We start from the raw sequence: 23835 nt of genomic DNA, 5'->3' as shown, positions 1-23835 counted from the left end.
GGTTGCGGCTGGTCTTCGCCGGTACGCCGGCCGTCGCGGTGCCCGCCCTGGCGGCGGTGGCCGCCTCCGGTCACGAGCTGCTCGCCGTGGTGACCCGGCCGGACGCCCCGGCCGGCCGGGGCCGGGGGGTGGTCCGCTCGCCGGTCGGCGCGTGGGCCGACGCGCACGGCGTGGAGGTGCTCACGCCGGCCCGGCCCCGCGAGCCGGAGTTCCTCGACCGGCTCCGCGAGCTGGCCCCGGACTGCGTCCCGGTGGTCGCCTACGGCGCGCTGGTGCCGCCGGTGGCGCTGGAGATCCCCCGGCACGGCTGGGTCAACCTGCACTTCTCGCTGCTGCCCGCCTGGCGGGGGGCCGCGCCGGTGCAGCACGCCGTGCTGCACGGCGACGAGCTCACCGGGGCCAGCGTCTTCCAGTTGGAGGAGGGGCTGGACACCGGCCCCGTCTACGGCACGCTGACCGACCGGATTCGGCCGGAGGACACCTCCGGCGCGCTGCTGGACCGGCTCGCCGACTCCGGCGCCGGCCTGCTGGTGTCGGTGCTCGACGCGATCGCCGACGGCGCCGCGCGGGCCCGGCCGCAGCCCGCCGACGGGGTGTCCCTGGCCCCGAAGCTGACCGTGGCGGACGCCCAGGTCCGCTGGACCGATCCGGCGTTCGCGGTGGACCGGCGGATCCGCGCCTGCACCCCGGCCCCCGGGGCGTGGACGACGCTGCGCGGCGACCGGGTCAAGCTCGGCCCGGTCCGGCCGGTCCCGGACGCCCCGGAGCTGAAACCCGGCGAGCTGCTGGTCGAGCGGAAGCGGGTGTTGGCCGGCACGGCCACCACGCCGGTGGCCCTCGGCGAGGTGCGTGCCGCCGGCAAGAAGCCGATGCCCGCCACCGACTGGGCGCGTGGCGTCCGGGTCGACGCCGGGGAGCTGTTCGCGTGACCGGCCCGGACGCGCGGGCCGACCGTCCCCGCCACGACGACCGCCGACAGCGCGACGACCGTCCCCGGCACGACGACCGCCGACAGCGCGACGATCGTCCCCGGCATGAGGACCGGGCACGGCGCGACGACCGTCCCCGGCGCGACGACCGGGCGTGGCGGGACTCTGGTCCGGCCGGGGCCCGTTCCGTCGGCGGTGACCGGCGTGGTGACCGGGCCGCCCGTCCGGTGCTGGACCGGCCGCGCCGGGCGGCGTACGAGGCGGTGGCGGCGGTGCAGCGCGACGACGCGTACGCCAACCTGGTCCTGCCGGCGATCCTGCGGGACGCCGGTCTGCACGGCCGGGACGCGGCCTTCGCCACCGAGCTGACCTACGGCACGCTGCGCGCGGTGGGCACCCTGGACGCCGTCCTCACCGACGCCGCCGGCCGCGACGTCGAGCGGATCGACCCGCCGGTCCGGGACGCGCTGCGGCTCGGCGCGTACCAGCTCCTGCACACCCGGGTGCCGCCGCACGCGGCGGTCTCCTCCACGGTGGACCTGGTCCGGGCGGTCGGCTACGGCGCGACCGGCTTCGCCAACGCGGTGCTGCGCGAGGTCGCCGGGCACGACGCCGAGGAGTGGGTGCGGCGGCTCGCCCCGACGATGGAGAGCGACCCGGTGGGGCACCTGGCGGTGGCGTTCAGTCATCCGCAGTGGATCGTCCGCGCGTTCGCCGAGGCGCTCGGCGGCGACCTGGGCGAGACGACCCGGCTGCTGATCGAGGACAACGCCCCCGCCTCCGTGCACCTGTGCGCCCGGCCCGGCCTGGCCGACGCGGTGGAGCTGGCCGACGCGGTCGGCGGGGCGCCCGGGGCGTTCTCGCCGTACGCGGTCTACCTGTCCGGCGGCGCGCCGGGTGACCTGCCGGCGTTGGCCGAGGGGCGGGCGCACGTGCAGGACGAGGGCTCGCAACTGGTCGCGGCGGCGTTGGCGGCCGCGCCGCTGGACGGACCGGACGGCCGGTGGCTGGACCTGTGCGCCGGCCCCGGTGGCAAGACCGGTCTGCTCGGCGCGCTGGCCGCGCAGCGGGACGCGCGGGTGACCGCGGTGGAGGTGGCCGAGCACCGGGCCCGGTTGGTCTCCCAGGCCACCCGGGGGTTGCCGGTCACCGTGCTGACCACCGACGGCCGGACGGTCGGCGCCGACCCGAAGCTGCCGGAGGGGCACTTCGACCGGGTGCTGGTGGACGCGCCGTGCACCGGGCTGGGGTCGCTGCGCCGTCGTCCCGAGTCGCGCTGGCGGCGGCAGCCGTCGGATCTGCCGCCGCTGACCCGGTTGCAGCGGGAGCTGCTCACCGCCGGTCTGCGGGCGGCCCGGCCGGGTGGGCTGGTCGCCTACGTGACCTGCTCGCCGCACACCGTGGAGACGCACGTGACGGTCACCGAGGCGGCCCGCCGCTGTGGCGCGCCGGTGGACTTCGTCGACGCGCGGGAGCTGCTGCCGGCCGGGATGCCGGGACTGGGCAACGGGCCGACGGTGCAGCTCTGGCCGCACCGGCACGGCACGGACGCGATGTTCCTGGCGGTGCTCCGCCGGGGCTGACAGCGCTCGGCCGGGCGTGGACGGGCCGACCCGTCCACGCCCGGCCGCCGGGTCAGGCGTACTGGATCGGCAGGGCCTTCGTGCCGCCGCCCTTGACCGAGCGGGTCAGCTTGCCGCTGAGCCACAGGAAGCACTTGACGCCCCGGTTGCCGTCCTGCCACTCGTCCTCGTCGGGCTGGTAGGCGATCGTGCCGGCGCGGTACTTCAGGTTGCCGTCGTCGGGCACCTTCGCGTACGCGGCGACCTTCTTCAGGCATTCCCGGTGGACCTTCGCGTCGTTCTTGTCGAACGCGGCGAAGCTGCCGGCGGGCGCCTCGTACACGCCGACGAACTCGGCGTCGTGCTTCCTGGCGCAGGATGTCGGGGCCATCGCCCGGACGTCGCCGGAGACGAGCTCGGCCTTGAAGCAGCCGTATGCGAGCGGGGAGGCGGCCTTGAGCGCGCCCTTGAGGCCGGCGGTGCGCTGTTGCGGGGCGTCACGGTCGAGGCTGGCGCGCTCCAACAGGTCGCAGCGGAACCAGCGGGCGCCGCCGCGCCACCCGTTGGGCGACGGGAAGACGACGCTGAGCCCGAGGCGTCCGGTGCGCCAGTCCGCGCCGAGGGCCCGGGTGGCCTCCCGGTGGCACTCGGCGAACGCCGCCTGCCGGGCGGCCGACCCGGCCGCCGGGGGAGTGCCGCGTTCGGCGTGCGCGCCGGTGAGCGCGCCGAGGTGCACGGTCTCGGCCAGGTGCTGCTGCCCGCAGTCGACCGGCTGGTACGAGGTCACGTAGCCGATCTCCTGGTGAAACGGGTGGCAGACGCCGTTCGCCGGCTGGAAGACCACCGGCGCGGCGGGGAGTTTCCAGTCGTCGGTCAGGTCGCCGTCGGTGCCCTCCGGCGTGCCGCAGCCGGCCACCGCCAGCGCCGCCACCGCTCCCAGGGCAACCGCCCGCAGCCACCGTCGCATCGACCTGTCCTCCCCGAAGCCGGGCGTCACCGCCGCCCGGGGCCGGCCGGCGCGCGCCACGGCGCAGCAGCATACGGTACCGGCCCTCAGCTCGGGGGGAGTCCGGCCGGCCCGGCGCCGCGCATCGACCGGGTCAGCTTCCGGTCGTCGCTCCACAGGAAACAGCGGATCCCCCGGTCACCCTCCTCCCACTCGTGCCGGGACGGTGGGTAGAAGATCGATCCGGCCCGGTACGGCAGGTCGCTGTTGTTGGGCACCTCGGCGTACTCGGCGATCATGGCCATGCAGCGCCGGTGCACGGCGTCCGCAGCCGAGGCGAACCGCGCCCAGCTCATCTCCTGCTCCTGGTAGACGCCGACGAACTCGGCCCGGTGCGGCTGGCTGCACAGCACGGGGGCCATGTAGTTCAGGTCGCCGGCGATGAGTTTCGGGTCGAAGCAGCGGTGCGACAGCGGCGAGTCACCGAGCAGCGCGCCCCGGAGGCTGCCGACCCGCACCACCGGGCGGGTGTTCTCCAGGCTGTCGACCTCGCTGAGGTCGCAGCGGTACCAGCGGGCGCCGGCCGCCCAGCCGACGGTGGTGGGCAGCGCGATCTGCAGGGTGAGCCGGGCGGTCCGCCAGTCCCCGCCGAGCATGTCCCGGGCCCGTTGGTCGCAGTCGGCGCGGGCGCTGCGCAGGGCGGCCGAGCCGGACGTAGGACGGTCGTCCGGACCGGACGCGGGACGGTCGCCGTCGGTGACGGCGCCGACGTGGATCGTCTCGGCCAGGTGCGGTCGGGCGCAGTCGACGGTCTCGTACGTGGCGGCGGGCACGACGGTGACGCTGCGGGGCAGGCAGACGCCGGAGGCCGGCACGAACGGGCGCGCGACGGGCAGGGCGGGCCAGTCGTCGGTCAGGTCACCGTCCGCCGTCGTCGGCCGGGCGCACCCGGTCGACGCCGCCAACGTGCCGGCCAGCGCCAGCGTCAACGCCACGAGCCACCGTCGCATCGTCCGCCCTTCCCGGAGCCGGCCGCCGGTCGATCCGCCCGGCCCGCGGGCCACGCGGTGTCGCACCGTCCTGCATGGAGTGTTGCGGTCTTTCGACCGGTCGGCCAGTTCTCGATGGCGTTCCGTCCCGTGTGTCGTCATCAACCGGTCATTCTGCGACGGGGGGTGACGGCAGGGTCGCGTCGGGTGTCCGACCGTGCCGCGGTGCCGACGTCGGGTGCTCACGTTCGTACACTGGCCGGGTGACCGTACCGCCGCCGATCGTCGCGCCCAGCATTCTCGCCGCCGATTTCGCCCGCCTCGCCGACGAGGTCCGGGCGGTCGAAGCCGCCGCGGACTGGCTGCACGTGGACGTGATGGACAACCACTTCGTGCCCAACCTGACGATCGGGCTGCCCGTCGTGCAGAGCCTGCTGGCGGTGACGGAGCTGCCGTTCGACGTGCACCTGATGATCACCGACCCGCGCCGGTGGGCCCCCGGGTACGCCGACGCCGGGGCGCACAACGTCACGTTCCACGCCGAGGCCTGCGACAACCCGGTGGCGTTGGCCCGTGACCTGCGCTCCGCCGGGGTCAAGGCCGGGCTGGCCATCGACCGGGACACGCCGATCGAGCCGTACCTGGACATCCTGCCCAGCTTCGACACCCTGCTGATCATGACGATCAAGGCCGGGTTCGGCGGTCAGCGGTTCCTTCCGCACCTGCTCGACAAGGTCCGCGTCGCCCGTCGGCACGCCGCCGCAGGCCACCTGGAGCTGCGCATCGAGGTGGACGGCGGGATCGCCGCGGACACCATCGCCGAGGCCGCCGAGGCCGGCGCGGACGCCTTCGTCGCCGGCACCGCCGTCTACGGCGCCGACGACCCCGCCGAGGCGGTACGCCGGCTGCGCGCGCTCGCCGAACGCGCGGCCGCCGGGGTCTGAGCGTGGAGGCCGCCGACGAGCAGCCCGACGTCATCCTCGTCGTGGACGACGACCGGGACATCGCCCGGTTCGTGGAGTTCAACCTCCGGTTGCACGGGTTCCAGGTGCTGCTCGCCGCCGACGGCCAGGAGGCGCTGGAGGTGATCGAGCGGCAGCGCCCCGACCTGGCCGTGGTGGACCTGATGATGCCCCGCGTCGACGGACTGGAGCTGACCCGCCGGTTGCGCGCCGACCCGATGACCTCCGCCCTGCCGGTGATCATGCTGACCGCCAAGGGCATGACCGTCGACAAGGTCAACGGGCTCAGCGCCGGGGCGGACGACTACCTGGTCAAGCCGTTCGACACGCTGGAGCTGGTGGCCCGGGTCAGCTCCACGCTGCGCCGCAACAAGGAGTTCCGCGAGGTCTCCCCGCTGACCGGGCTGCCCGGCAACAGCCGGATCCGGCGGGAGATCAGCGACCGGGTCCGCAGCGGCGCCGACTACGCCGTCGGCTACATCGACATCGACCGCTTCAAGAGCGTCAACGACCGGTACGGCTTCGTCCGCGGCGACGACTTCATCTCCGCGCTGGCCCGCAGCCTGCACCGGGCGGTGGTGGCGATCGGGCTGCCCCCGGCGTTCCTCGGGCACGTCGGCGGCGACGACTTCGTGATCGTCTGCGCCCCCGACCAGGTGCGCCCGCTCACCTCCCGCGCGGTGGTCGACTTCGAGACCTCCGCCGACAAGCTCTACGACCCGACCGACGCCGAACGCGGCTACGTCGAGCTGAAGGACCGGCGCGGCAACATCCGCCGGGCCGCCCTGGTCACCCTCTCCATCGGCGTCTCCCTCTCCGACAGCCGGAAACGCTTCACCGACCCCCTCGAAGCGATCGCGGTCGCCTCCGAGATGAAAACGGTCGCCAAGAGCCAACCCGGCTCGTACGTCGCGGTGGACCGCCGGCGCGGAGTGCCCTGACCTCTTCCGTCGTGCGCTGGTTGCTGTGAGGTATCCCGCCGGGGTGGCGGAGCACCCGGGTGGCCGTGTAAGACTTCCCTCAGTACCCACCACGCGCTGGCGGGACTCGGTGTAATTCCGAACCGGCGGTGATCCACGGTCCGACCGTGGTAAGCCCGCGACCCGGTCGGCCTCGGCCGCCCGGTGGACCTGGTGAGAATCCGGGGCCGACGGTTGGGGGCGGCAGACCCGCGCCCAGACAGTCCGGATGGGAGACAGCGCGCGGAACGGACGGCCCGCCGGCCGACGCGCCCTGTCGGCTGCCGTGGGCCCGTCGGGCTCGGCGCCGCCGTCCCCGACGCCGCTTCCGCATGCCCGTCCTCCGCCCCGCCCGCGCACACCGCGTGAGAGAGCAGGGGCAGGACGATGGCCGGAGTCTCCACCGACGAGGCGATGCGCCGGGCGATCGGGCTCGCCGCCCGGGGCCTGGGCACCACCAGCCCGAACCCGGTGGTCGGCTGCGTGCTCCTCGACCCGGCCGGCGAGATCGTCGGGGAGGGCTTCCACGCCTACGCCGGTGGCCCGCACGCCGAGATCGTCGCCCTGGCCCAGGCCGGCGCCCGGGCCCGGGGCGGCACCGCGGTGGTCACCCTGGAACCCTGCGACCACACCGGTCGCACCGGCCCCTGCACCGAGGCGCTCGTGCAGGCCGGCGTCGCCCGCGTGGTGGTCGCCGTGCCGGACCCCGACCCGGTCGCCTCGGGCGGCGCCGGCACGTTGCGCGCCGCCGGCGTCGACGTCGAGCTGGGGGTACGCGCGGCGGAGGCGGAGGCCGGCAACATCGCCTGGCTGACTGCGGTGCGCCGGGGCCGGCCGTACGTGATCTGGAAGTACGCCGCCACCCTCGACGGCCGCTCGGCCGCCGTCGACGGCACCAGCATGTGGATCACCTCGGAGCCGGCCCGGATCGACGTGCACGCGTTGCGTGGCACCGTCGACGCGATCGTGGTCGGGGTGGGCACCGTCCTCGCCGACGACCCCCGGCTGACCGTCCGCAACCTGCGCGACGGCACCCTGGCCATCCGGCAGCCGCTGCGGGTGGTGGTGGACAGCGCCGGGCGTACCCCGGCCGACGCCCGGGTCCGCGACGCCGCCGCCGACACCTGGATCGCCACCGCTGGCGAGGTCGGCGCCGGTCCGGACGGCCGGGTCGACCTGCCGGCGCTGCTCGCCGCGCTGTACCGGCGCGGGGTCCGGGCGGTCCTGCTGGAGGGCGGCCCCCGGCTCGCCGGCGGGTTCCTCGCCGCCGGCCTGGTCGACCGGGTGGTCGGCTACCTCGCGCCCCGGCTGCTCGGCGACGGGCCGACCGCCCTGCTCGACGCCGGGGTGCGCACCATCGGCGAGGCCGTCGACCTGGAGCTGGTCGACGTCACGCAGGTCGGCCCCGACCTGCGGATCACCGCGCTGCCCCGGAAGAGGGAGGGCTGACATGTTCACCGGCATCGTCGAGGAGCTGGGTGAGATCGTCCGGGTGACCGAGACGGGCGACGACTCGGCGCTGGTCGCCGTCCGCGGTCCACTGGTCACCTCCGACGCCCGGCACGGCGACTCCGTCGCGGTCGACGGCGTCTGTCTGACCGTGGTCGACACCACCGAGGGCGTCTTCACCGCCGACGTGATGGGGGAGACGCTGCGCCGTACGGCGCTCGGGGCGCTGCGCCCCGGCGACCGGGTCAACCTGGAACGGGCCATGGCCCTCAACGGCCGGCTCGGCGGCCACCTGGTGCAGGGGCACGTCGACGGGGTCGCCGAGCTGCTCGACCGGACCCCCGCCGAGAAGTGGGAGACGGTCCGGTTCCGGCTGCCCCCCGCCCTGGCCCGGTACGTGGTGGAGAAGGGCTCGATCACCGTCGACGGGGTGTCGCTGACCGTCGCCGCGACCGGCGACGACTGGTTCGCCGTCGGGCTGATCCCGACCACCCTGGCGGCCACCACGCTCGGCCTGAAGCGCCCCGGCGACCCGGTCAACCTGGAGGTGGACGTGCTCGCCAAGTACGTCGAGCGGCTGCTCGGCGACCGGTCGGCCGGGGGTGCCCGGTGACCGGCCCGCTCGGCTGGCTGCTGACCGCCCAGCTCGACGTCGCCGGCTCGCCGGTGCTGGTCCGGGAGATCGTCGGCAACGGCTTCGGGCTGCTCTCGGCGCTGTTCGGGCTGCGCCGACTGGTCTGGGCCTGGCCGGTCGGCATGGTCGGCAACGCGTTGCTGCTGACCGTCTTCCTCGGCGGGGTCTTCGCCACCCCGCAGGCGCACGACCTGTACGGGCAGGCCGGCCGGCAGGTGTTCTTCTTCGCGGTGAGCTGCTACGGCTGGTGGCGGTGGTCGCGGACCCGCCGGGCCGGCGGCCCGGACGCCGCGGCGGTCACCCCGCGCTGGGCCACCGGACGCGAGCGGCTGGGGCTGCTGGCGGCGGCCGTGGTCGGCACCGCGGTGGCATACCCGGCGCTGGCCGCGCTGGGGTCGTGGGGGCCGCTGCCGGACGCCTGGATCCTGGTCGGCAGCCTGCTGGCCACGTACGGCATGGCCCGCGGCTGGGTCGAGTTCTGGCTGCTCTGGATCGCGGTGGACGCGGTGGGGGTGCCGCTGCTGCTGGCCGGCGGGTTCTACCCCTCGGCCGTGATGTACCTGGGCTACGGCCTCTTCTGCGCCTGGGGGCTGGTCAGTTGGTGGCGGGCCTCCCGGACCGCCGGCCAGCGCCCCGATCCCGTACCCCCGACCTACCTGGAGGCCGTGGCGTGACCACCGTGGGAACCATTCAGCAGGCGGTGGCGGACATCGCCGCCGGCCGGCCGGTCGTCGTGGTCGACGACGCCGACCGGGAGAACGAGGGCGACCTGATCTTCGCCGCCGAGCGGGCCACCCCGGAGCTCGTCGCGTTCATGGTCCGCCACACGTCCGGCTACATCTGCGTGCCGCTGACCGAGAGCGAGTGCGACCGGCTGGACCTGCCGCCGATGCACCACACCAACCAGGACCGGCGGGGCACCGCCTACACGGTGACGGTGGACGCCCGGGAGGGCGTCAGCACCGGCATCTCCGCCGCCGACCGCGCGCACACCATCCGCCTGCTCGCCGACCCGGCGACCAGCCCGACCGACCTGGCCCGGCCGGGGCACGTGGTGCCGCTGCGCGCCCGCGAGGGCGGCGTGCTGCGCCGGTCCGGGCACACCGAGGCCGCCGTCGACCTGACCCGGCTGGCCGGGCTGCGTCCGGCCGGGGTGCTCTGCGAGCTGGTCAACGACGACGGCACCATGATGCGCCTGCCGGACCTGGAGAAGTTCTGCGCCGAGCACGGTCTCACCCTGGTCACCATCGCCGACCTGATCGCGTACCGCCGGCGCACCGAACGGCAGGTCGAGCAGGTCGCCGAGGCCCGGATGCCGACCGGGCACGGCGTGTTCCGGGCGGTGGGTTACCGCGCCGCGCACGACCCGGCCGAGCACGTCGCCCTGGTGATGGGTGACCTCGGCGACGGCCGGGACGTGCTGGTCCGGGTGCACTCCGAGTGCCTGACCGGGGACGTGTTCGGCTCGCTGCGCTGCGACTGCGGCCCGCAGCTCGACGCCGCGCTGGCCCGGGTCGCCCGGGAGGGGCGGGGCGTGGTGCTCTACGTCCGGGGGCACGAGGGGCGCGGCATCGGGCTGCTGCACAAGCTCCAGGCGTACCAGTTGCAGGACCAGGGCCGGGACACCGTCGACGCCAACCTCGACCTGGGGCTGCCGGCGGACGCCCGGGACTACGGCACCGGCGCGCAGATCCTCTACGACCTGGGGGTCCGGTCGATGCGGCTGCTGACCAACAACCCGGCCAAACGGGCCGGTCTGGAAGGCTACGGCCTGACCGTCACCGGGCGGGAGGGGCTGCCGGTGCGCCCGCACCCGGAGAACGTGCGCTACCTGCGTACCAAACGGGACCGGATGGGCCACCTCCTGGACGAGCTGGACGAGGTGACCGAGACGCCGCTGGGCCGGGTGGCCGCGGCCGACGAGATCGGAGCGTGAGATGGCGGGTTTCGGTGAGCCCGGGGTGACGACGGTCGACGCCGCCGGCCTGACCGTGGGGGTGGTCGCCGCCCGCTGGCACGGCGACCTGACCGACCACATGCTCGACCGGGCGGTGGCCGCCGCGCAGGCGTGCGGGGCCCGCGCGGTCACCGCCCGGGTGGCCGGCTCGGTGGAGCTGCCCGTGGTGGCGCAGGCCCTGGCCCGCCGCTGCGACGTGGTGGTGGCCCTCGGCGTGGTGGTCCGGGGGGCCACCGCCCACTTCGACTACGTCTGCCGCTCGGTCACCGACGGGCTGACCCGGGTGGCCCTGGACGAGGGCAAGCCGGTGGCGCACGGGGTGCTCACCGTCGACACCGTCGAACAGGCCCGGGACCGGGCCGGGCTGCCCGGCTCGACCGAGGACAAGGGCTGGGCGGCCACCGTGGCCGCGCTGGACGCCGCGCTGGCCGTCCGCGCCGTGGACGCGGTGGGTAGCCGCCCGGTCGGGTTCTGAGCCACGGCGCGTCGCGGGGCCGGCCGGTCAGAGCCGGCCGGCCTCGACGATCCGCCGCAGGAACTGCCGGGTACGGGGCTGGGTGGGCGCGCCGAACACCTGCTCCGGCGGACCGGACTCGACCACCCGTCCGCCGTCGAGGAAGCAGACCTGGTCGGCGACCTCCCGGGCGAACCCCATCTCGTGGGTGGCCAGCACCATCGTCATGCCGTCCGCCTTCAGGTCCCGCACGAGCGTCAGCACCTCGCCGACCAGCTCCGGGTCCAGGGCCGAGGTCACCTCGTCCAGCAACATGAGTCGGGGCGAGTTGGCCAGCGCCCGCACGATCGCCACCCGCTGCTGCTGCCCGCCGGAGAGCCGGTCCGGGTACGCGTCGGCCCGGTCCGCCAACCCCACCCGGGCCAGCAGCTCCCGGGCCTGCGCGTCGGCCTCGGCGCGGGCCCGGCGGTGCACCCGGCGCGGCGCCAGGGTGACGTTCTCCAGCACGGTCAGGTGCGGGAAGAGGTTGTACGACTGGAACACCATGCCGATGCGGCGACGGACCCGGTCGGGGTCCACGCGGGGGTCGGAGACGTCCTCCCCGTCCAGCTCGATCACCCCGTCGTCGATCTCCTCCAGCAGGTTGACGCAGCGCAGCAGGGTGGACTTGCCCGAGCCGGACGCCCCGATCAGGGCCACCACCTGGTGTTCGGCGACGGTCAGGTCGAGCCGGTCGAGCACCAGCCGCCCGGCGAACGCCTTGCGCAGCCCCCGGCAGGAGAGCACGGCCATGTCAGCCTCCGGACTGGCGTCGGGCCGCCCGCAGGGTCACCCAGTCGGTGACCGCGATCAGCGGGACGGCGAGCAGCACGAACAACACCCCGGCCAGGATGTACGGCGTGTAGTTGAACGTCTCGGCGGTGGCGATCTGCGCGGCGCGTACCGCGTCGATCGGGCCGGCCAGGGACACCAGCCCGACGTCCTTCTGTAACGCCACCACGTCGTTGAGCAGCGGCGGAGCCACCCGACGGACCGCCTGCGGCAGCACCACGTGCCGCATGGTCTGCCGGTGGGTCAGCCCGAGCGACCGCGCCGCGGCGAGCTGGCTGGGATGGACCGACTCGATGCCGGCCCGGAAGACCTCGGCCAGGTACCCGCCGTAGGTGAGCACCAGGGCGAGCCCGCCGAGCACCAGCACCGACGGCATGCCCTGTAACCGCAGGCCGGGCACGCCGAGGGTGAGCACGTACAGCACGATGATCAGCGGCAGCCCACGGAAGGTGTACGTGTAGCCGGCGGCCAGCGCGCGGACCGGGAAGAACACCGGCCCGCGCAGCGTCCGCAGCACCGCGACCAGCAGCCCCAGCAGCAGCGCCCCGGTCGCGCAGCAGACCAGCAGCCGGACGTTGAGCCAGAGCCCGGTCAGCACCGTCGGCAGGGCGTCCCGGGCGACCGTCGGGTCCAGGAACGACGCGCGGACCCGCTCCCAGCCGGGCGCGCCGGTGACCGCGACGACCAGCAGCGTGCCGAGCGCCGCCGTGGACGAGGCGGCGACCAGCACGCTGCGGATCGTCTGCCGGCGGCGGTACGCGGCCCTCCTGAGCTGGGCCGCCGAGGGGGTGTGGTCGAGCAGGGTCACGTCAGCTCGGGCGCTCCGGCCGCCTGGGCGAGCCACCGCCGCTCCAGCTCCCGCAGGGCGCCGGCCCGCTCCAACGCGCTGACCGCCTGGCTGACGCAGCCGGTGAGCGGGGAGCCCTTGTCGAGCAGCAGCCCGAACGCCTCGGGCGTGCCGACCTGTGGCACCTGACCGACGACGACGGCCTCGGGGATCTCCGCGCCGGTGATGTAGAACGCGGTGGGCAGGTCCACGATCAGGCCGTCGAGCTGCCCGTTCTGCAGGGCCTTCTTCGCGTCGTCGTTGCTGTTGTAGACCTGCGGCGCGACGGTCGGCTTGAGCACGTCGGTGATCGCCTGGTAGCTGGTGGTGCCGACCTGCGCGCCGAGCCGGGCGTCCCGCAGGTCGGCCAGGGACGTCTTCCCGGCGATCTTCGACGTCTTCAACGCGACCACGGTCTGCCGGACCAGGTAGTACGGGGCGGAGAAGTCGACCGCCCGTTTGCGCTCCTCGGTGACGGAGAACTGGTTGACGTCGAAGTCGAACTCCTTCGGGCCGGGCGCGATGGCGGTGTCGAACTTGACCCGGGTCCAGGTGACGTCCGCCCGGTCGTACCCGAGCCGCTCGGCGACCGCGTACGCCACGGCGGACTCGAAGCCCTCACCGGTGTCCGGTTTGTTGTCCTTGAACCACGGCTCGTACGCCGGCTCGTCGGTGGCGATCGTGAGCTTGCCGGGCGTCCGGGTGGGCAGGTCGCCCGGAGCGCACGCGGCGGCGCCGCTGCCGGCCGGGGCGGGGGCGTCGTCCTGCGGGGCGCATCCGGCGACCGCGGCCAGGACGGCCACGGCGGCGGTGAGCGCGACGGTACGTGAGGGACCGGTCATGGTGGACAGCGTAGGGCCCGCCCCGGCCGCGCCGGAGGGGTGTCCCACCGCTCCGGTAGGACTTCGATGTCGGGTCGGTACAGGCGGGCGCCCGGCGGGCCGGGCGGTCACCGGCCGGGGGCCGGACGTGGGACCGCCCGGACCCGGCGGCCGGGCCCGTCACCGGCGGCTGGAAGAATCGCCTCCCGTGAAGACGTTCGAGGAGCTGTTCGCCGAGCTGCAGGCCAAGGCCGCCGCCGGCACCCCCGGCTCGGGCACGGTCGCCGCCCTGGAGCGGGGGGTCCACTTCATCGGCAAGAAGGTCGTCGAGGAGGCGGCCGAGTCGTGGATGGCCGCCGAGCACGAGGGGCCCGCGCGGACCGCCGAGGAGATCTCCCAGCTGCTCTACCAGGTCCAGGTGCTGATGCTGGCCAGCGGCCTCGAGCTCGAGGACGTCTACCGACATCTGTGAGTGCCCACCTGACCGGTTCACCTCGATCGAGAGACAGGAGCGCTCCGTCATGCTGCGCGTCGCCATCCCCAACAAGGGCACCCTCGCCGAACCCGCCGCCCAGATGCTGCGCGAGGCGGGCTACCGCCAGCGCACCGACAGCAAGGACCTGGTCTGCCGGGACGAGGGCAACGACGTCGAGTTCTTCTACCTGCGGCCCAAGGACATCGCCACCTACGTCGGCTCGGGTGACCTCGACCTGGGCATCACCGGCCGTGACCTGCTGATCGACTCCGGCGCGCCGGCCGAGGAGGTGGTCGACCTGAGCTTCGGCCGGGCCACCTTCCGGTTCGCCGCCCGCCCGGACGACATCGCCACCGTGTCGGAGCTGGGCGGTCGCCGGATCGCCACCGCGTACCCGGGCCTGGTCGAGCGGCACCTGGCCGACCTGGGCGTCAAGGCCGACGTGATCCGGCTCGACGGCGCGGTGGAGAACGCCGTCCGGCTCGGCGTCGCCGACGTGGTCGCCGACGTGGTGGAGACCGGGGCCACCCTGCGCCAGGCCGGCCTGGTCGTGTTCGGCGAGCCGCTGCTGCGCTCGGCCGCGGTGCTGGTCCGCCGGGTCGACGCGCCCGGCTGCGCGCAGGCCGACCAGCTCCGGCACCGGTTGCACGGGGTGCTGGTCGCCCGCCGGTACGTGATGCTCGCCTACGACGTCCCGGCGAACCTGCTGGAGCAGGCCACCGCGCTGACCCCGGGCATCGAGTCGCCGACCATCTCGCCGTTGCACCGCGAGGGCTGGGTGGCCGTCCAGGCGATGGTGGCCCGGGACCAGGTGCACCGGATCATGGACGAGCTGTACGAGGTCGGGGCCCGCGCCATCCTGGTCACCAACATCCACGCCTGCCGGCTGTGAGGCCGCTGCCCCCGGCGGCGGCGCTCACCCTGGTCGCCCTCGGCGGCGCCGCCGCGGCGGCGCAGGGCGTGATCAACGCCGAGTTCGGCGCGCGGGCCGGCGACCCGGTGCTGGGGGCGGTGGTCAACAACCTGGTCGGCACGCTGCTCGTCGCGCTCGCCCTGCTGGCGTCGTCGTCGGCACGGGCCGGGCTGCGGGCGCTGCGGACCGCCCGGTTGCCCTGGTGGGCGTACCTCGGTGGGTTGGGCGGGGCGGCGATCGTGGTGATCGCCACGTACGTCGTGCCGCTGCTCGGGGTGGCCGTGTTCACCATCGCCCAGGTCGCCGGGAGCAGCCTCGGCGGGCTCGCGGTGGACCGGACCGGGCTCGCCCCGGTGGGTCGGCTGGCGTTGACCGCGCCCCGGGTCGGCGGCGCGCTGCTCGGGGTGGCGGCGGTCAGCCTGGCCCAGCTCGGCCGTCCGCTAGGCGACCTCGCCCTCGGCGGGGTGCTGCTCGCCGTGCTGGGCGGACTGGCGGTGGCCCTGCAGTCCGCGCTGAACGGCCGGGTGTCGGCCGTCGCCGGCACCGTCGCCGGCGCGGCGGTGAACTTCGCGGTGAGCACCGTGGCGGTGCTGACGGTGGCGACGGTGGCCGGCGGGCTGGCCCGGACCCCGGCGAACTGGCCCGCCGACTGGTACCTGTGGGCCGGTGGGCTGTTCGGCGTGACCATCGTGGTCGCCCTGCTGGTCGGCGTCCGGTCGGTCGGGGTGCTGCGGACCGGGCTGGTGCTGGTGGCCGGTCAGCTCGCGGGCTCCCTGCTGTTCGACGCGCTGCTGCCAGACGGGGCCGGGCTGCGGTTGCCGGTGCTCCTCGGCGCGCTGCTCACCCTGCTCGCGGCGTTGGTCGCCGGCCGGGGCGGCCGGCGACGGATTGGCCCGGCGCCGTCGGCGTCGCGGCCGGTGGCCCCGGCGGTGGACCCGCTACGGACCCGCTGACCGGTGCCCGCGAGCGGTGGCGCCCCCGGATGGCAGACTGGTGGGGTGAGCGATTCCGACCTGGTACGCCTGCGTCCCCGCCGGATCCGGCTGGTCTGCTGGTCGTCGGCCGTGGCGTTGGTGGTGGTCTTCAGCGCGGTGGCCACCTCGCTGCAGGGCCCGACCGGGAACGGCTACGGCACGTTCCAGCGCGGCGACCAGTTCGCCATGATCGGGTTGGGTCTCCTCGGCGCGTTCGTGATCCTGCTGTTCACCCGGCCCCGGGTCGAGGCCGACGCCCACGGCGTCCGGGTGCGCAACATCGTCGGCTCGTACGAGCTGCCCTGGGAGGTCGTCCGTAACGTCCGGTTCGACCGGGGCGCGCCGTGGGCCAGCCTGGAGCTGCACGACGACGACCTGCTGCCGATGGTGGCGTTGCAGGCGGCCGACAAGGAGCTGGCGGTCGACGGAGTGCGGGCGCTGCGTCGCCTGCACCGGGCCCGACAGGCCACCCTCGCCCAGGGCTGAGCCGGCTCGGGCCGGCCGGTGGGTGGGTCGATTTGGGTGTTCCCGCCGCTGGGGTGTAGTGTGACCATGTCGACCAGGCTGCCCTCACGTGTGAACGTGTGCGCCAGCCGTGAAAGTGGAGCGCCCGCTCCCACCCGATTCGCCCATCGTGGCGGCCGGGTCCGGTCACCGGTTCCGGGTTCACTCCCGGTCCGGATGCGCGATCCTGTGATCGTGCCGACCGGTCGAGTGGGCCCTGGCATGCGCCGGGGCCTTCTGCTTTCCGGGCCGGTTCCCACCGGGGAACCACCGGGTCGGCCACCAGGAGATACCGACTCGAGGAGGCCCCATCAGCGTCGAACCACGCGTGAACGAGCAGATCCGGGCACGTGAGGTCCGACTGGTCGGCCCTGAGGGTGAGCAGGTGGGCATCGTCCCGCTGGAGCGCGCCCTGCAGCTGGCCGCGGACGTCGACCTGGACCTGGTCGAGGTTGCGCCGATGGCGCGCCCGCCGGTGTGCAAGCTCATGGACTTCGGCAAGTTCAAGTACGAGAGCGCACTGAAGGCGCGCGAAGCGCGGCGTAACCAGCAGCAGACCGTCATCAAGGAGATGAAGCTCCGGCCGAAGATCGACCCGCACGACTACGAGACCAAGAAGGGTCACGTGGTGCGGTTCCTCAAGGCCGGCGACAAGGTCAAGGTGACGATCATGTTCCGCGGTCGCGAGCAGAGCCGCCCGGAGCTGGGCTACCGGCTCCTGCGCAAGCTCGAGTCCGAGATCTCGGAACTGGGGTACGTCGAGGCCGCTCCGAAACAGGACGGCCGAAACATGATCATGGTTCTCGCACCGCACCGCGCCACCAAGGCCGCCGCCACGGCGGCCCGGGCCGGCACGCCGCGGGAGCGGGAGGCCGGTGCCGCCGAGGCACCACCGGCCGGGGCGGCCGAGCCCGCCGGGTCCACCGGCGAGTAACAGGGGAGAGACGTTTCACATGCCGAAGATGAAGAGCCACACGGGAACGGGCAAGCGGGTGAAGGTGACCGGCCGGGGCAAGATCGTTGCCCAGCAGGCCGGCCTCCGGCACAAGCTGGAGAAGAAGTCCTCCACCCACACCCGGCGGCTGACCGGCACGGTCGAGCTGGCCAAGGCTGACGTCAAGCGAATCAAGAAGCTGCTCGGCCGCTGACGCGCGCCACGCGACCACTGAATAAGGAGTAGTTGAATGGCACGCGTCAAGCGGGCGGTAAACGCCCAGAAGAAGCGTCGTACCCTGCTGGAGACCGCGAGCGGTTACCGCGGTCAGCGCTCCCGGCTGTACCGCAAGGCCAAGGAGCAGGTGCTGCACTCGATGCAGTACGCCTACCGGGACCGCCGGGACCGCAAGGGCGACTTCCGGCAGCTCTGGATCCAGCGGATCAACGCCGGCGCCCGCGCCAACGGGATGACCTACAACCGGCTGATCCAGGGCCTGCGACTGGCCGGGGTCGAGGTCGACCGGAAGATCCTCGCCGACCTGGCGGTCAACGACGCCACCGCGTTCGCCGCCATCGTCGAGGTCGCCCGGGCCGCCGTGGCGGCCGAGGGCACCGGCGGCGCGGCGGCCCAGGCCGCCTGATCCGCCCGGACGAAACGATCGAGGCGTCTCCCATGCCGTCACCACCGCGCGGGGGGCGCCTCGACGCCGTCGCCGGACCGTTCACCCCCCGTACCCCCAGGGTCGTCGCCGCCCGCCGGCTGCACCGCCGGCGGGACCGGGACGCCACCGGCCGCTTCCTGGCCGAGGGGCCGCAGGCCGTCCGCGAGGCCCTGGCCCGCGCCGAGGTGGTGGTCGAGCTGTTCGGCACCCCGGCCGCCCTGGACCGGCACCCGGAACTGGCCGCCCGGGCCGCCGCCGCGGACGTGCCCGTCTCCGAGGTCACCGAGGAGGCGCTGGCCGCGCTGACCGAGACCGTCGCCCCGCAGGGACTGGTCGCGGTCTGCCGGCACCTGGACGTCCCGCTGGAGCGGGCGTTGGCCGCCCGGCCCCGGCTGGTCGCGGTGCTCGCCGAGATCCGCGACCCGGGCAACGCCGGCACCGTGCTGCGCACCGCCGACGCCGCCGGCGCCGCGACGGTGGTCTTCGCCGGTGACGCGGTCGACCCGTACAACGGCAAGTGCGTGCGGGCCTCCGCCGGCAGCCTCTTCCACGTCGACGTGGTCCGCGCCGCCGACCCGGTGGCGGTGGTCGACGCGCTGCGGGCCGCCGGGCTCACCGTCCTGGCCACCACCGGGTACGGCGACCGGGACCTCGACGACCTCGCCGACGCCGGCCGGCTGGCCGCCCCCACCGCGTGGCTGTTCGGCTCGGAGGCGCACGGCCTGCCCGAGGCGCTCACCGCCGCCGCCGACGCCCGGGTACGGGTGCCGCTGCACGGCCGCGCGGAGAGCCTGAACCTCGCTGCGGCCGCCGCCGTCTGCCTGTACGCTTCTGCCAGAGCACATCGATCCCCCGCGACGGGGGTCCCCACGAAGGAGAGCGTCCGCCCGTGAACGCGCCTCGGCGTTCGTTTAGCCAGCCCGCCGGTGTCGGCGGGCGGCGGGCCTGACCTGCTCCGCGCGTCTCTCCCACCGGCGGGCTGCGGCGTCGCCGCGCGTCCGTAGACTCGCCTGGCCGCCCCACGAGGCGGCACCGCCGTGAGGGAGTGCCCGTACGCCATGACCTATCGCAACGATCCGTACGACCCGAAGCAGGTCGCCCTGCTCGACCCGGCCGCCCTGGCCGCGGCCGTGACCGACGCCGGGAAGGCGTTCGCCGACGCCGCCGACCCGGACGCGTTGACCGCGCTGCGCCCCGCGCACCTCGGTGACCGGGCCCCGGTCTCGCTGGCCCGCCGGGAGATCGGCGCCCTGCCGCCGGCCGCGAAGTCCGACGCCGGCAAGCGGGTCAACGAGGCCCGCCGGGCCATCGAGACGGCCTACGCCGACCGCCTGGAGATCCTGGAACGGGAACGCGCGCAACGGGTGCTGGTCGAGGAACGGGTGGACGTCACCCTCCCGTACGACCGGCGGCCCCGCGGCGCGCGCCACCCGATCAGCATCGTCATGGAGCAGGTCAGCGACCTGTTCGTCGGGATGGGCTACGAGGTGGCCGAGGGGCCCGAGGTCGAGCTGGAGTGGACCAACTTCGACGCCCTGAACATCCCCGCCGACCACCCGGCCCGGGGGTTGATGGACACCTTCCACGTCGCGCCGGGGGGCTCGTCGACGGTGCTGCGTACCCACACCTCGCCGGTGCAGGCCCGCACGATGCTGGCCCGCAAGCCACCCATCTACGTGGTGGTGCCCGGCCGGGTCTATCGCACCGACGAGCTCGACGCCACCCACGCGCCGGTCTTCCACCAGGTCGAGGGGCTCGTGGTGGACAAGGGCATCACCATGGCCCACCTGCGCGGCACCCTCGACCACTTCGCCCGCGCGATGTTCGGCGAGGACGCGCGGACCCGCTTCCGGCCGCACTACTTCCCGTTCACCGAGCCGTCCGCCGAGTTCGACGTCTGGTTCCCCGAGCACCGGGACGGGCCACGCTGGGTGGAGTGGGGTGGCTGCGGCATGGTCAACCCGAAGGTGCTGCGGGCCTGCGGCGTGGACCCGGACGTCTACTCCGGCTTCGCGTTCGGCATCGGCATCGACCGGACCGTGATGTTCCGGCACGGTGTCAGCGACATGCGGGACATGGCCGAGGGTGACGTGCGGTTCACCCGCGCGTTCGGCGTCGGGGTGTAGCGGAAGCGCGGGAACGAGACACGGAGACGGTGGTCTAGAAGACAATGCGAGTTTCAGTCAGTTGGCTGCGGGAGCACGTGGACCTGCCCGCCGACCTCGACCCGGCCGACCTCGAACAGGCCCTGGTCGACCTCGGCATCGAGGTGGAGTCCGTGGTGGACCTGCGGGCCACGGTCACCGGGGCGCTGGTCGTCGGTGAGGTGCGGGAGATCGAGGAGCTCACCGGTTTCAAGAAGCCGATCCGGTTCTGCCGGGTCGACGTCGGCGACGCCAACGGCACCGGCGAGCCGCAGGAGATCGTCTGCGGGGCGCGCAACTTCGCCCCCGGCGACCGGGTCGTGGTGATCCTCCCCGGCGGCGTGCTGCCCGGGGACTTCGCGATCGGCGCGCGCAAGACGTACGGCCGTAACTCCCACGGCATGATCTGCTCGGCGAAGGAGCTCGGTCTCGGCGACGACCACTCGGGCATCATCGTGCTCCCCGCCGACGTCGCGGCCAAGCCCGGCGACGACGCCCGCCCGGTCGTCGGCCTCGACGACGTGCTGCTGGACCTGGAGATCACCCCGGACCGCGGCTACCAGATGTCCGTACGCGGCATCGCCCGGGAGCTGTCGTACGCCCTGGCCGTGCCGTTCCGCGACCCGGCGAAGATCGACGCGCCGGTGGGCGCCGACCGGCCGGCGTACCCGGTCGAGGTACGTGACCCGGTCGGCTGCGACCGGTTCGCCGCCCGCCTGGTCCGCGGGGTCGACCCGACCGCGCCGACCCCGCAGTGGATGGCCCGGCGGCTCACTGCGGCCGGCGTCCGCTCCATCTCGCTGCCGGTCGACATCACCAACTACGTGATGCTCGAGCTCGGCCAGCCGATGCACGCGTTCGACGCGGACCGCCTCGTCGGGCCGTTGGTGGTGCGGCGCGCCGAGCCGGGGGAGAAGCTCACCACCCTGGACGGGGTGACCCGGGCCCTGGCCGCCGAGGACATGGTCATCTGCGACGACAGCGGCCCGATCTCCCTGGCGGCGGTGATGGGCGGGGAGACCAGCGAGGTCGTCGCCGGCACCACCACCGTGCTGTTCGAGGCCGCGCACTGGGACCCGGTCATGGTCGGTCGCACCGCCCGCCGGCACAAACTGTTCAGCGAGGCCGCCAAACGCTGGGAACGCGGCGTCGACCCGGCCCTGCCGCTGGTCGCCATCGAGCGGGCGGTGCGGCTGCTCACCGAGCACGGCGGCGGCGCGGCCGACCCGGACGTCCTCGACCTGGACCACGTCCGGCCGCGTACCCCGGTCAGCCTGCCGGCGGACCTGCCGGGCCGACGGGTCGGCGTCGCGTACCCGCCGGCCCGGGTGGTCGCCCTGCTCGAACAGGTCGGCTGCACGGTGACCCGGGGCGTCGACCGGCTCGGCGAGGACCCGGGCGCGGTCGGCACGCCGGCCGGGGACGGCACGGCGCTCAGCGTCGTCCCGCCGACCTGGCGACCCGACCTGACCGATCCGGCGGACCTGGTCGAGGAGGTGGTCCGGCTCGACGGGTACGACCGGGTGCCGTCGGTGTTGCCGCTGGCGCCGCCGGGACGCGGGCTCACCCCGGGCCAGCGCCGGCACCGGGCCGTCACCCGGGCGCTCGCCGAGCACGGGTACGTCGAGGTGCTCGCCCACCCGTTCGTCGCGCCCGGCCTGCCCGACCTGCTCGGCCTGCCGGCGGACGATCCGCGTCGGGCGGCGGTGCGGCTGGCCAACCCGCTGTCCGAGGAGGAGCCGCTGCTGCGGACCATGCTGCTCGGCCCGCTGCTCGGCATCCTCCGGCGCAACATCGGTCGGGGGCACCGCGACCTGGCCCTCTACGAGACCGGTCTGGTCTTCCAGCCACGCCCGCAGGCCGGCCCGCCGCCGGCGATGTCGGTGGCGCGGCGGCCGTCCGACACCGAGTTCGCCGCCGCCGACGCGGTGCTGCCCCGGCAGCCCCGGCACGTGGCGGTGGTCCTCGCCGGGGACGTCGAGCCGGCCGGCTGGTGGGGCGGCGGACGCCCGGCGGGCTGGGCGGACGCCGTCGAGGCCGGTCGGCTGGTGCTCGCCGCGGCCGGCGTCCCCGAGGACCGGGTCGTCGTCCGGGCCGCCGAGCACGCCCCCTGGCACCCGGGGCGCTGCGCGGCGCTGCTGGTCGACGACGTCGTGGTGGGGCACGCCGGAGAGCTGCACCCTTCGGCGCTGGCCGCGCTGGAGCTGCCGCGGCGTACCGCCGCGATGGAACTGGACCTGGACGCCGTGCCGGCGGTCGAGGTCGCCCCGGCCCCGACGATCTCCGGGTTCCCGCCCGCGTTGATCGACGTGGCGTTGGTGGTCGACGAGTCGGTGCCCGCCGACGAGGTGCGACGCGCGCTCGTCGAGGGCGCCGGCGAGCTGGTGGAGTCGGTGCGCCTGTTCGACGTGTACACCTCGCCGCAGCTCGGCGCGGGGCGTCGGTCGCTGGCGTACAAGCTCACCTTCCGCGCGCCGGACCGCACCCTGACCGTCGAGGAGGCGGTGGCCGCCCGCGACGCGGCCGTGGCCCGCGCGGCGGACCGGTTCGGCGCCACCCTGCGCGGCGCCTGACAGGCTGGAAGGGGCGCCCTGCCCGCGCACGAGGCGTCGGCAGGGCGCCCCTTCCCCCTTCGCGCATCACTCCGGATCGGGCCCGGGCCTGCCCGCTGTCCGTCGCTGATCGCCGATGGCGGCAGCCGCTGGTGCGCCGACCTTTCGTCATCGTCATACGGAGCGCCGTATTTGTTTGCAGTGCCCGTGGTCGAGCGGCTACGATCTTCCGCATAGTCATGCGGAGGTGGGTATGGGTATCCGAATTGCGGTTGCCGGGGCGAGCGGCTACGCCGGTGGCGAGCTGCTGCGCCTGGTCGCCGGTCACCCCGAGTTCGACCTGGTCACGGCCACCGCGCACGCCCAGGCCGGGCAGCCGGTCGCGGTCGTGCACCCGCAGCTCGCCGGCCTCGATCTGACCTTCGCCGCCACCGACCCGGCCACCCTGGCCGACGCGGACCTGGTCCTCCTCGCCCTGCCGCACGGCCAGTCGGCGGCTCTGGCCGCCGCTCTGCCGGCGACGGTCAAGGTGGTCGACCTCGGCGCCGACCACCGGCTCGCCGACGCCGCCGCCTGGCAGCGCTACTACGGCGGCCCGCACGCCGGGGCCTGGACCTACGGCCTGCCCGAGCTGCCCGGCCAGCGGGCGGCCATCGCCGCCGCCGACCGGGTCGCCGCCACCGGCTGCTACGCGGTCGCCACCAGTCTGGCCCTGGCCCCGCTGGTCGCCGCCGGAGTGGTCGCCCCGGCCGACGTGGTGGTGGTCGCCGCATCCGGCGCCTCGGGCGCGGGCCGGGCCGCCAAGCCGCACCTGCTCGGCAGCGAGGTGATGGGTGACCTGTCGCCGTACAAGGTCGGCGCGCACCAGCACGTGCCCGAGATCAAACAGGCCACCGGCGCGACCGGGTTGAGCTTCACCCCGGTCCTCGCGCCGATGCCCCGGGGCATTCTCGCCACGGTAACGGCCGTGCCGGCCGCCGCCGGCGTCGACCCGCGCGCGGTCCTCACCGAGGCGTACGGGGACGCGCCCTTCGTGCACGTCCTGCCCGAGGGGGCGTGGCCGCACACCGCCGCCACGCTCGGTTCGAACTCGTGTCACCTCCAGGCCGCGGTCGACGTGGACACCGGTCGGGTGATCGTGGTCAGCGCCATCGACAACCTGGGCAAGGGCGCGGCCGGGCAGGCCGTGCAGTGCGCCAACCTGATGCTCGGCCTGCCCGAGACCACCGGCCTGTCGACGTTCGGAGTGGCCCCGTGAGCGCGAGGAGCGCAGCGCAGCGGAGCCCCGCAGTCGCGATCGAGAGGACGAGGTGGTGAGCGCGAGGAGCGCAGCGCAGCGGAGCCCCGCAGTCGCGA

25 protein-coding genes are annotated in these 23835 nt (G+C 74.7%); 20 read left to right on the top strand and 5 right to left on the bottom strand.

What is annotated here, in order from left to right; genetic code table 11:
• Window positions 1-2: 2 nt before the first annotated feature.
• Window positions 3-929, top strand: a complete 927-nt coding sequence (fmt, locus tag O7606_RS08320; RefSeq protein ID WP_281599559.1) for a methionyl-tRNA formyltransferase — start codon at window positions 3-5, stop codon at window positions 927-929.
• A 230-nt stretch (window positions 930-1159) separates the two neighbouring features.
• Window positions 1160-2512 (top strand): transcription antitermination factor NusB, encoded by a 1353-nt coding sequence (locus O7606_RS08315; protein WP_348651160.1) that lies wholly within the window; start codon window positions 1160-1162, stop codon window positions 2510-2512.
• 52 nt (window positions 2513-2564) lie between these two features.
• Here the strand turns inward: O7606_RS08315 and O7606_RS08310 are convergent, their stop codons facing one another.
• The gene (locus O7606_RS08310) at window positions 2565-3458 is read right to left on the bottom strand and encodes a septum formation family protein (RefSeq protein WP_281599557.1); all 894 of its coding nucleotides are present in this window, start codon (window positions 3456-3458) and stop codon (window positions 2565-2567) included.
• 86 nt (window positions 3459-3544) lie between these two features.
• Complete coding sequence (locus O7606_RS08305) at window positions 3545-4447, bottom strand: septum formation family protein (protein ID WP_281598475.1); 903 nt, start codon at window positions 4445-4447, stop codon at window positions 3545-3547.
• 242 nt (window positions 4448-4689) lie between these two features.
• On the opposite strand from O7606_RS08305, the gene rpe reads away from it, so the two are divergent.
• The 7 genes from rpe (at window position 4690) to ribH (ending at window position 10862) form a co-directional block, all read left to right on the top strand.
• Window positions 4690-5370, top strand: coding sequence for a ribulose-phosphate 3-epimerase (gene rpe, locus O7606_RS08300; RefSeq protein WP_281598474.1), 681 nt, complete (start codon window positions 4690-4692; stop codon window positions 5368-5370).
• A 2-nt stretch (window positions 5371-5372) separates the two neighbouring features.
• Window positions 5373-6329: a response regulator gene (locus O7606_RS08295; protein WP_281598473.1), complete on the top strand. Its 957-nt coding sequence runs from the start codon at window positions 5373-5375 to the stop codon at window positions 6327-6329.
• A 405-nt stretch (window positions 6330-6734) separates the two neighbouring features.
• On the top strand, window positions 6735-7796 hold the full coding sequence (gene ribD / locus O7606_RS08290; protein WP_281598472.1) for a bifunctional diaminohydroxyphosphoribosylaminopyrimidine deaminase/5-amino-6-(5-phosphoribosylamino)uracil reductase RibD: 1062 nt from the start codon (window positions 6735-6737) through the stop codon (window positions 7794-7796).
• Window position 7797: 1 nt separating this feature from the next.
• Window positions 7798-8409 carry a riboflavin synthase gene (locus O7606_RS08285; RefSeq protein ID WP_281598471.1) on the top strand — a complete coding sequence of 204 codons (612 nt, stop codon included), beginning with the start codon at window positions 7798-7800 and terminating at the stop codon, window positions 8407-8409.
• Window positions 8406-9104 carry a nicotinamide riboside transporter PnuC gene (gene pnuC, locus O7606_RS08280; RefSeq protein ID WP_281598470.1) on the top strand — a complete coding sequence of 233 codons (699 nt, stop codon included), beginning with the start codon at window positions 8406-8408 and terminating at the stop codon, window positions 9102-9104. The genes O7606_RS08285 and pnuC overlap by 4 nt, the downstream gene beginning before the upstream one ends.
• Window positions 9101-10366 carry a bifunctional 3,4-dihydroxy-2-butanone-4-phosphate synthase/GTP cyclohydrolase II gene (locus O7606_RS08275; RefSeq protein WP_281598469.1) on the top strand — a complete coding sequence of 422 codons (1266 nt, stop codon included), beginning with the start codon at window positions 9101-9103 and terminating at the stop codon, window positions 10364-10366. Before pnuC ends, O7606_RS08275 begins: the two co-directional genes overlap by 4 nt.
• Before the next feature lies 1 nt (window position 10367).
• Window positions 10368-10862, top strand: a complete 495-nt coding sequence (gene ribH / locus O7606_RS08270; RefSeq protein WP_281598468.1) for a 6,7-dimethyl-8-ribityllumazine synthase — start codon at window positions 10368-10370, stop codon at window positions 10860-10862.
• Between the two features lie 27 nt (window positions 10863-10889).
• Here the strand turns inward: ribH and O7606_RS08265 are convergent, their stop codons facing one another.
• Genes O7606_RS08265 through O7606_RS08255 form a run of 3 tightly spaced genes read right to left on the bottom strand, consistent with a single transcriptional unit; the run spans window position 10890 to window position 13340 of the window.
• A complete protein-coding gene (locus O7606_RS08265) occupies window positions 10890-11633 on the bottom strand; it encodes an amino acid ABC transporter ATP-binding protein (protein WP_281598467.1) in 744 nt (247 codons plus the stop codon).
• Window position 11634: 1 nt separating this feature from the next.
• Window positions 11635-12480, bottom strand: coding sequence for an ABC transporter permease subunit (locus O7606_RS08260; protein ID WP_281598466.1), 846 nt, complete (start codon window positions 12478-12480; stop codon window positions 11635-11637).
• On the bottom strand, window positions 12477-13340 hold the full coding sequence (locus O7606_RS08255; RefSeq protein WP_281598465.1) for an ABC transporter substrate-binding protein: 864 nt from the start codon (window positions 13338-13340) through the stop codon (window positions 12477-12479). The genes O7606_RS08260 and O7606_RS08255 overlap by 4 nt, the downstream gene beginning before the upstream one ends.
• A 187-nt stretch (window positions 13341-13527) precedes the next feature.
• Here O7606_RS08255 and O7606_RS08250 point away from each other — a divergent pair, with 187 nt between their 5' ends.
• The 11 genes from O7606_RS08250 to argC all read left to right on the top strand — a co-directional run bounded on the left by O7606_RS08250 (window position 13528) and on the right by argC (window position 23737).
• Window positions 13528-13791: a phosphoribosyl-ATP diphosphatase gene (locus O7606_RS08250; RefSeq protein WP_281598464.1), complete on the top strand. Its 264-nt coding sequence runs from the start codon at window positions 13528-13530 to the stop codon at window positions 13789-13791.
• 49 nt (window positions 13792-13840) lie between these two features.
• Window positions 13841-14686: an ATP phosphoribosyltransferase gene (hisG, locus tag O7606_RS08245; protein ID WP_281598463.1), complete on the top strand. Its 846-nt coding sequence runs from the start codon at window positions 13841-13843 to the stop codon at window positions 14684-14686.
• Window positions 14683-15660, top strand: coding sequence for a DMT family transporter (locus O7606_RS08240; RefSeq protein ID WP_281598462.1), 978 nt, complete (start codon window positions 14683-14685; stop codon window positions 15658-15660). Before hisG ends, O7606_RS08240 begins: the two co-directional genes overlap by 4 nt.
• Before the next feature lie 45 nt (window positions 15661-15705).
• Window positions 15706-16167 (top strand): PH domain-containing protein, encoded by a 462-nt coding sequence (locus tag O7606_RS08235; RefSeq protein ID WP_281598461.1) that lies wholly within the window; start codon window positions 15706-15708, stop codon window positions 16165-16167.
• Window positions 16168-16513: 346 nt separating this feature from the next.
• Window positions 16514-17119: a translation initiation factor IF-3 gene (gene infC, locus O7606_RS08230; RefSeq protein WP_281598460.1), complete on the top strand. Its 606-nt coding sequence runs from the start codon at window positions 16514-16516 to the stop codon at window positions 17117-17119.
• A 19-nt stretch (window positions 17120-17138) separates the two neighbouring features.
• A complete protein-coding gene (rpmI, locus tag O7606_RS08225; protein WP_089015061.1) occupies window positions 17139-17333 on the top strand; it encodes a 50S ribosomal protein L35 in 195 nt (64 codons plus the stop codon).
• A 36-nt stretch (window positions 17334-17369) separates the two neighbouring features.
• Window positions 17370-17762: a 50S ribosomal protein L20 gene (rplT, locus tag O7606_RS08220; protein WP_088984921.1), complete on the top strand. Its 393-nt coding sequence runs from the start codon at window positions 17370-17372 to the stop codon at window positions 17760-17762.
• A 32-nt stretch (window positions 17763-17794) separates the two neighbouring features.
• Window positions 17795-18676 (top strand): RNA methyltransferase, encoded by an 882-nt coding sequence (locus tag O7606_RS08215; protein WP_281598459.1) that lies wholly within the window; start codon window positions 17795-17797, stop codon window positions 18674-18676.
• A gap of 165 nt (window positions 18677-18841) precedes the next feature.
• Window positions 18842-19909: a phenylalanine--tRNA ligase subunit alpha gene (gene pheS / locus O7606_RS08210; protein ID WP_281598458.1), complete on the top strand. Its 1068-nt coding sequence runs from the start codon at window positions 18842-18844 to the stop codon at window positions 19907-19909.
• Between the two features lie 44 nt (window positions 19910-19953).
• Window positions 19954-22500, top strand: a complete 2547-nt coding sequence (gene pheT, locus O7606_RS08205; protein WP_281598457.1) for a phenylalanine--tRNA ligase subunit beta — start codon at window positions 19954-19956, stop codon at window positions 22498-22500.
• A 232-nt stretch (window positions 22501-22732) separates the two neighbouring features.
• Window positions 22733-23737 (top strand): N-acetyl-gamma-glutamyl-phosphate reductase, encoded by a 1005-nt coding sequence (gene argC / locus O7606_RS08200; RefSeq protein ID WP_281598456.1) that lies wholly within the window; start codon window positions 22733-22735, stop codon window positions 23735-23737.
• Window positions 23738-23835 lie beyond the last annotated feature (98 nt).

The sequence above is a fragment of the Micromonospora sp. WMMD882 genome (genome assembly GCF_027497255.1).
Classification (GTDB): domain Bacteria; phylum Actinomycetota; class Actinomycetes; order Mycobacteriales; family Micromonosporaceae; genus Micromonospora.
The sequence above is the reverse complement of the archived record's forward strand: the minus strand, read 5'-3'. Positions and strand labels throughout refer to the sequence as shown.

Excerpts from the sequence above, each read along its gene's own strand:
- O7606_RS08310 (WP_281599557.1), bottom strand. The coding sequence starts at position 3,458 with ATGCGACGGTGGCTGCGGGCGGTTGCCCTGGGAGCGGTGGCGGCGCTG.
- rplT (WP_088984921.1), top strand. The coding sequence starts at position 17,370 with ATGGCACGCGTCAAGCGGGCGGTAAACGCCCAGAAGAAGCGTCGTACC.
- O7606_RS08265 (WP_281598467.1), bottom strand. The coding sequence starts at position 11,633 with ATGGCCGTGCTCTCCTGCCGGGGGCTGCGCAAGGCGTTCGCCGGGCGG.
- hisG (WP_281598463.1), top strand. The coding sequence starts at position 13,841 with ATGCTGCGCGTCGCCATCCCCAACAAGGGCACCCTCGCCGAACCCGCC.
- argC (WP_281598456.1), top strand. The coding sequence starts at position 22,733 with ATGGGTATCCGAATTGCGGTTGCCGGGGCGAGCGGCTACGCCGGTGGC.
- O7606_RS08215 (WP_281598459.1), top strand. The coding sequence starts at position 17,795 with ATGCCGTCACCACCGCGCGGGGGGCGCCTCGACGCCGTCGCCGGACCG.
- ribD (WP_281598472.1), top strand. The coding sequence starts at position 6,735 with ATGGCCGGAGTCTCCACCGACGAGGCGATGCGCCGGGCGATCGGGCTC.
- rpmI (WP_089015061.1), top strand. The coding sequence starts at position 17,139 with ATGCCGAAGATGAAGAGCCACACGGGAACGGGCAAGCGGGTGAAGGTG.
- O7606_RS08255 (WP_281598465.1), bottom strand. The coding sequence starts at position 13,340 with ATGACCGGTCCCTCACGTACCGTCGCGCTCACCGCCGCCGTGGCCGTC.
- pheT (WP_281598457.1), top strand. The coding sequence starts at position 19,954 with ATGCGAGTTTCAGTCAGTTGGCTGCGGGAGCACGTGGACCTGCCCGCC.
- O7606_RS08305 (WP_281598475.1), bottom strand. The coding sequence starts at position 4,447 with ATGCGACGGTGGCTCGTGGCGTTGACGCTGGCGCTGGCCGGCACGTTG.
- pheS (WP_281598458.1), top strand. The coding sequence starts at position 18,842 with ATGACCTATCGCAACGATCCGTACGACCCGAAGCAGGTCGCCCTGCTC.
- ribH (WP_281598468.1), top strand. The coding sequence starts at position 10,368 with ATGGCGGGTTTCGGTGAGCCCGGGGTGACGACGGTCGACGCCGCCGGC.
- O7606_RS08285 (WP_281598471.1), top strand. The coding sequence starts at position 7,798 with ATGTTCACCGGCATCGTCGAGGAGCTGGGTGAGATCGTCCGGGTGACC.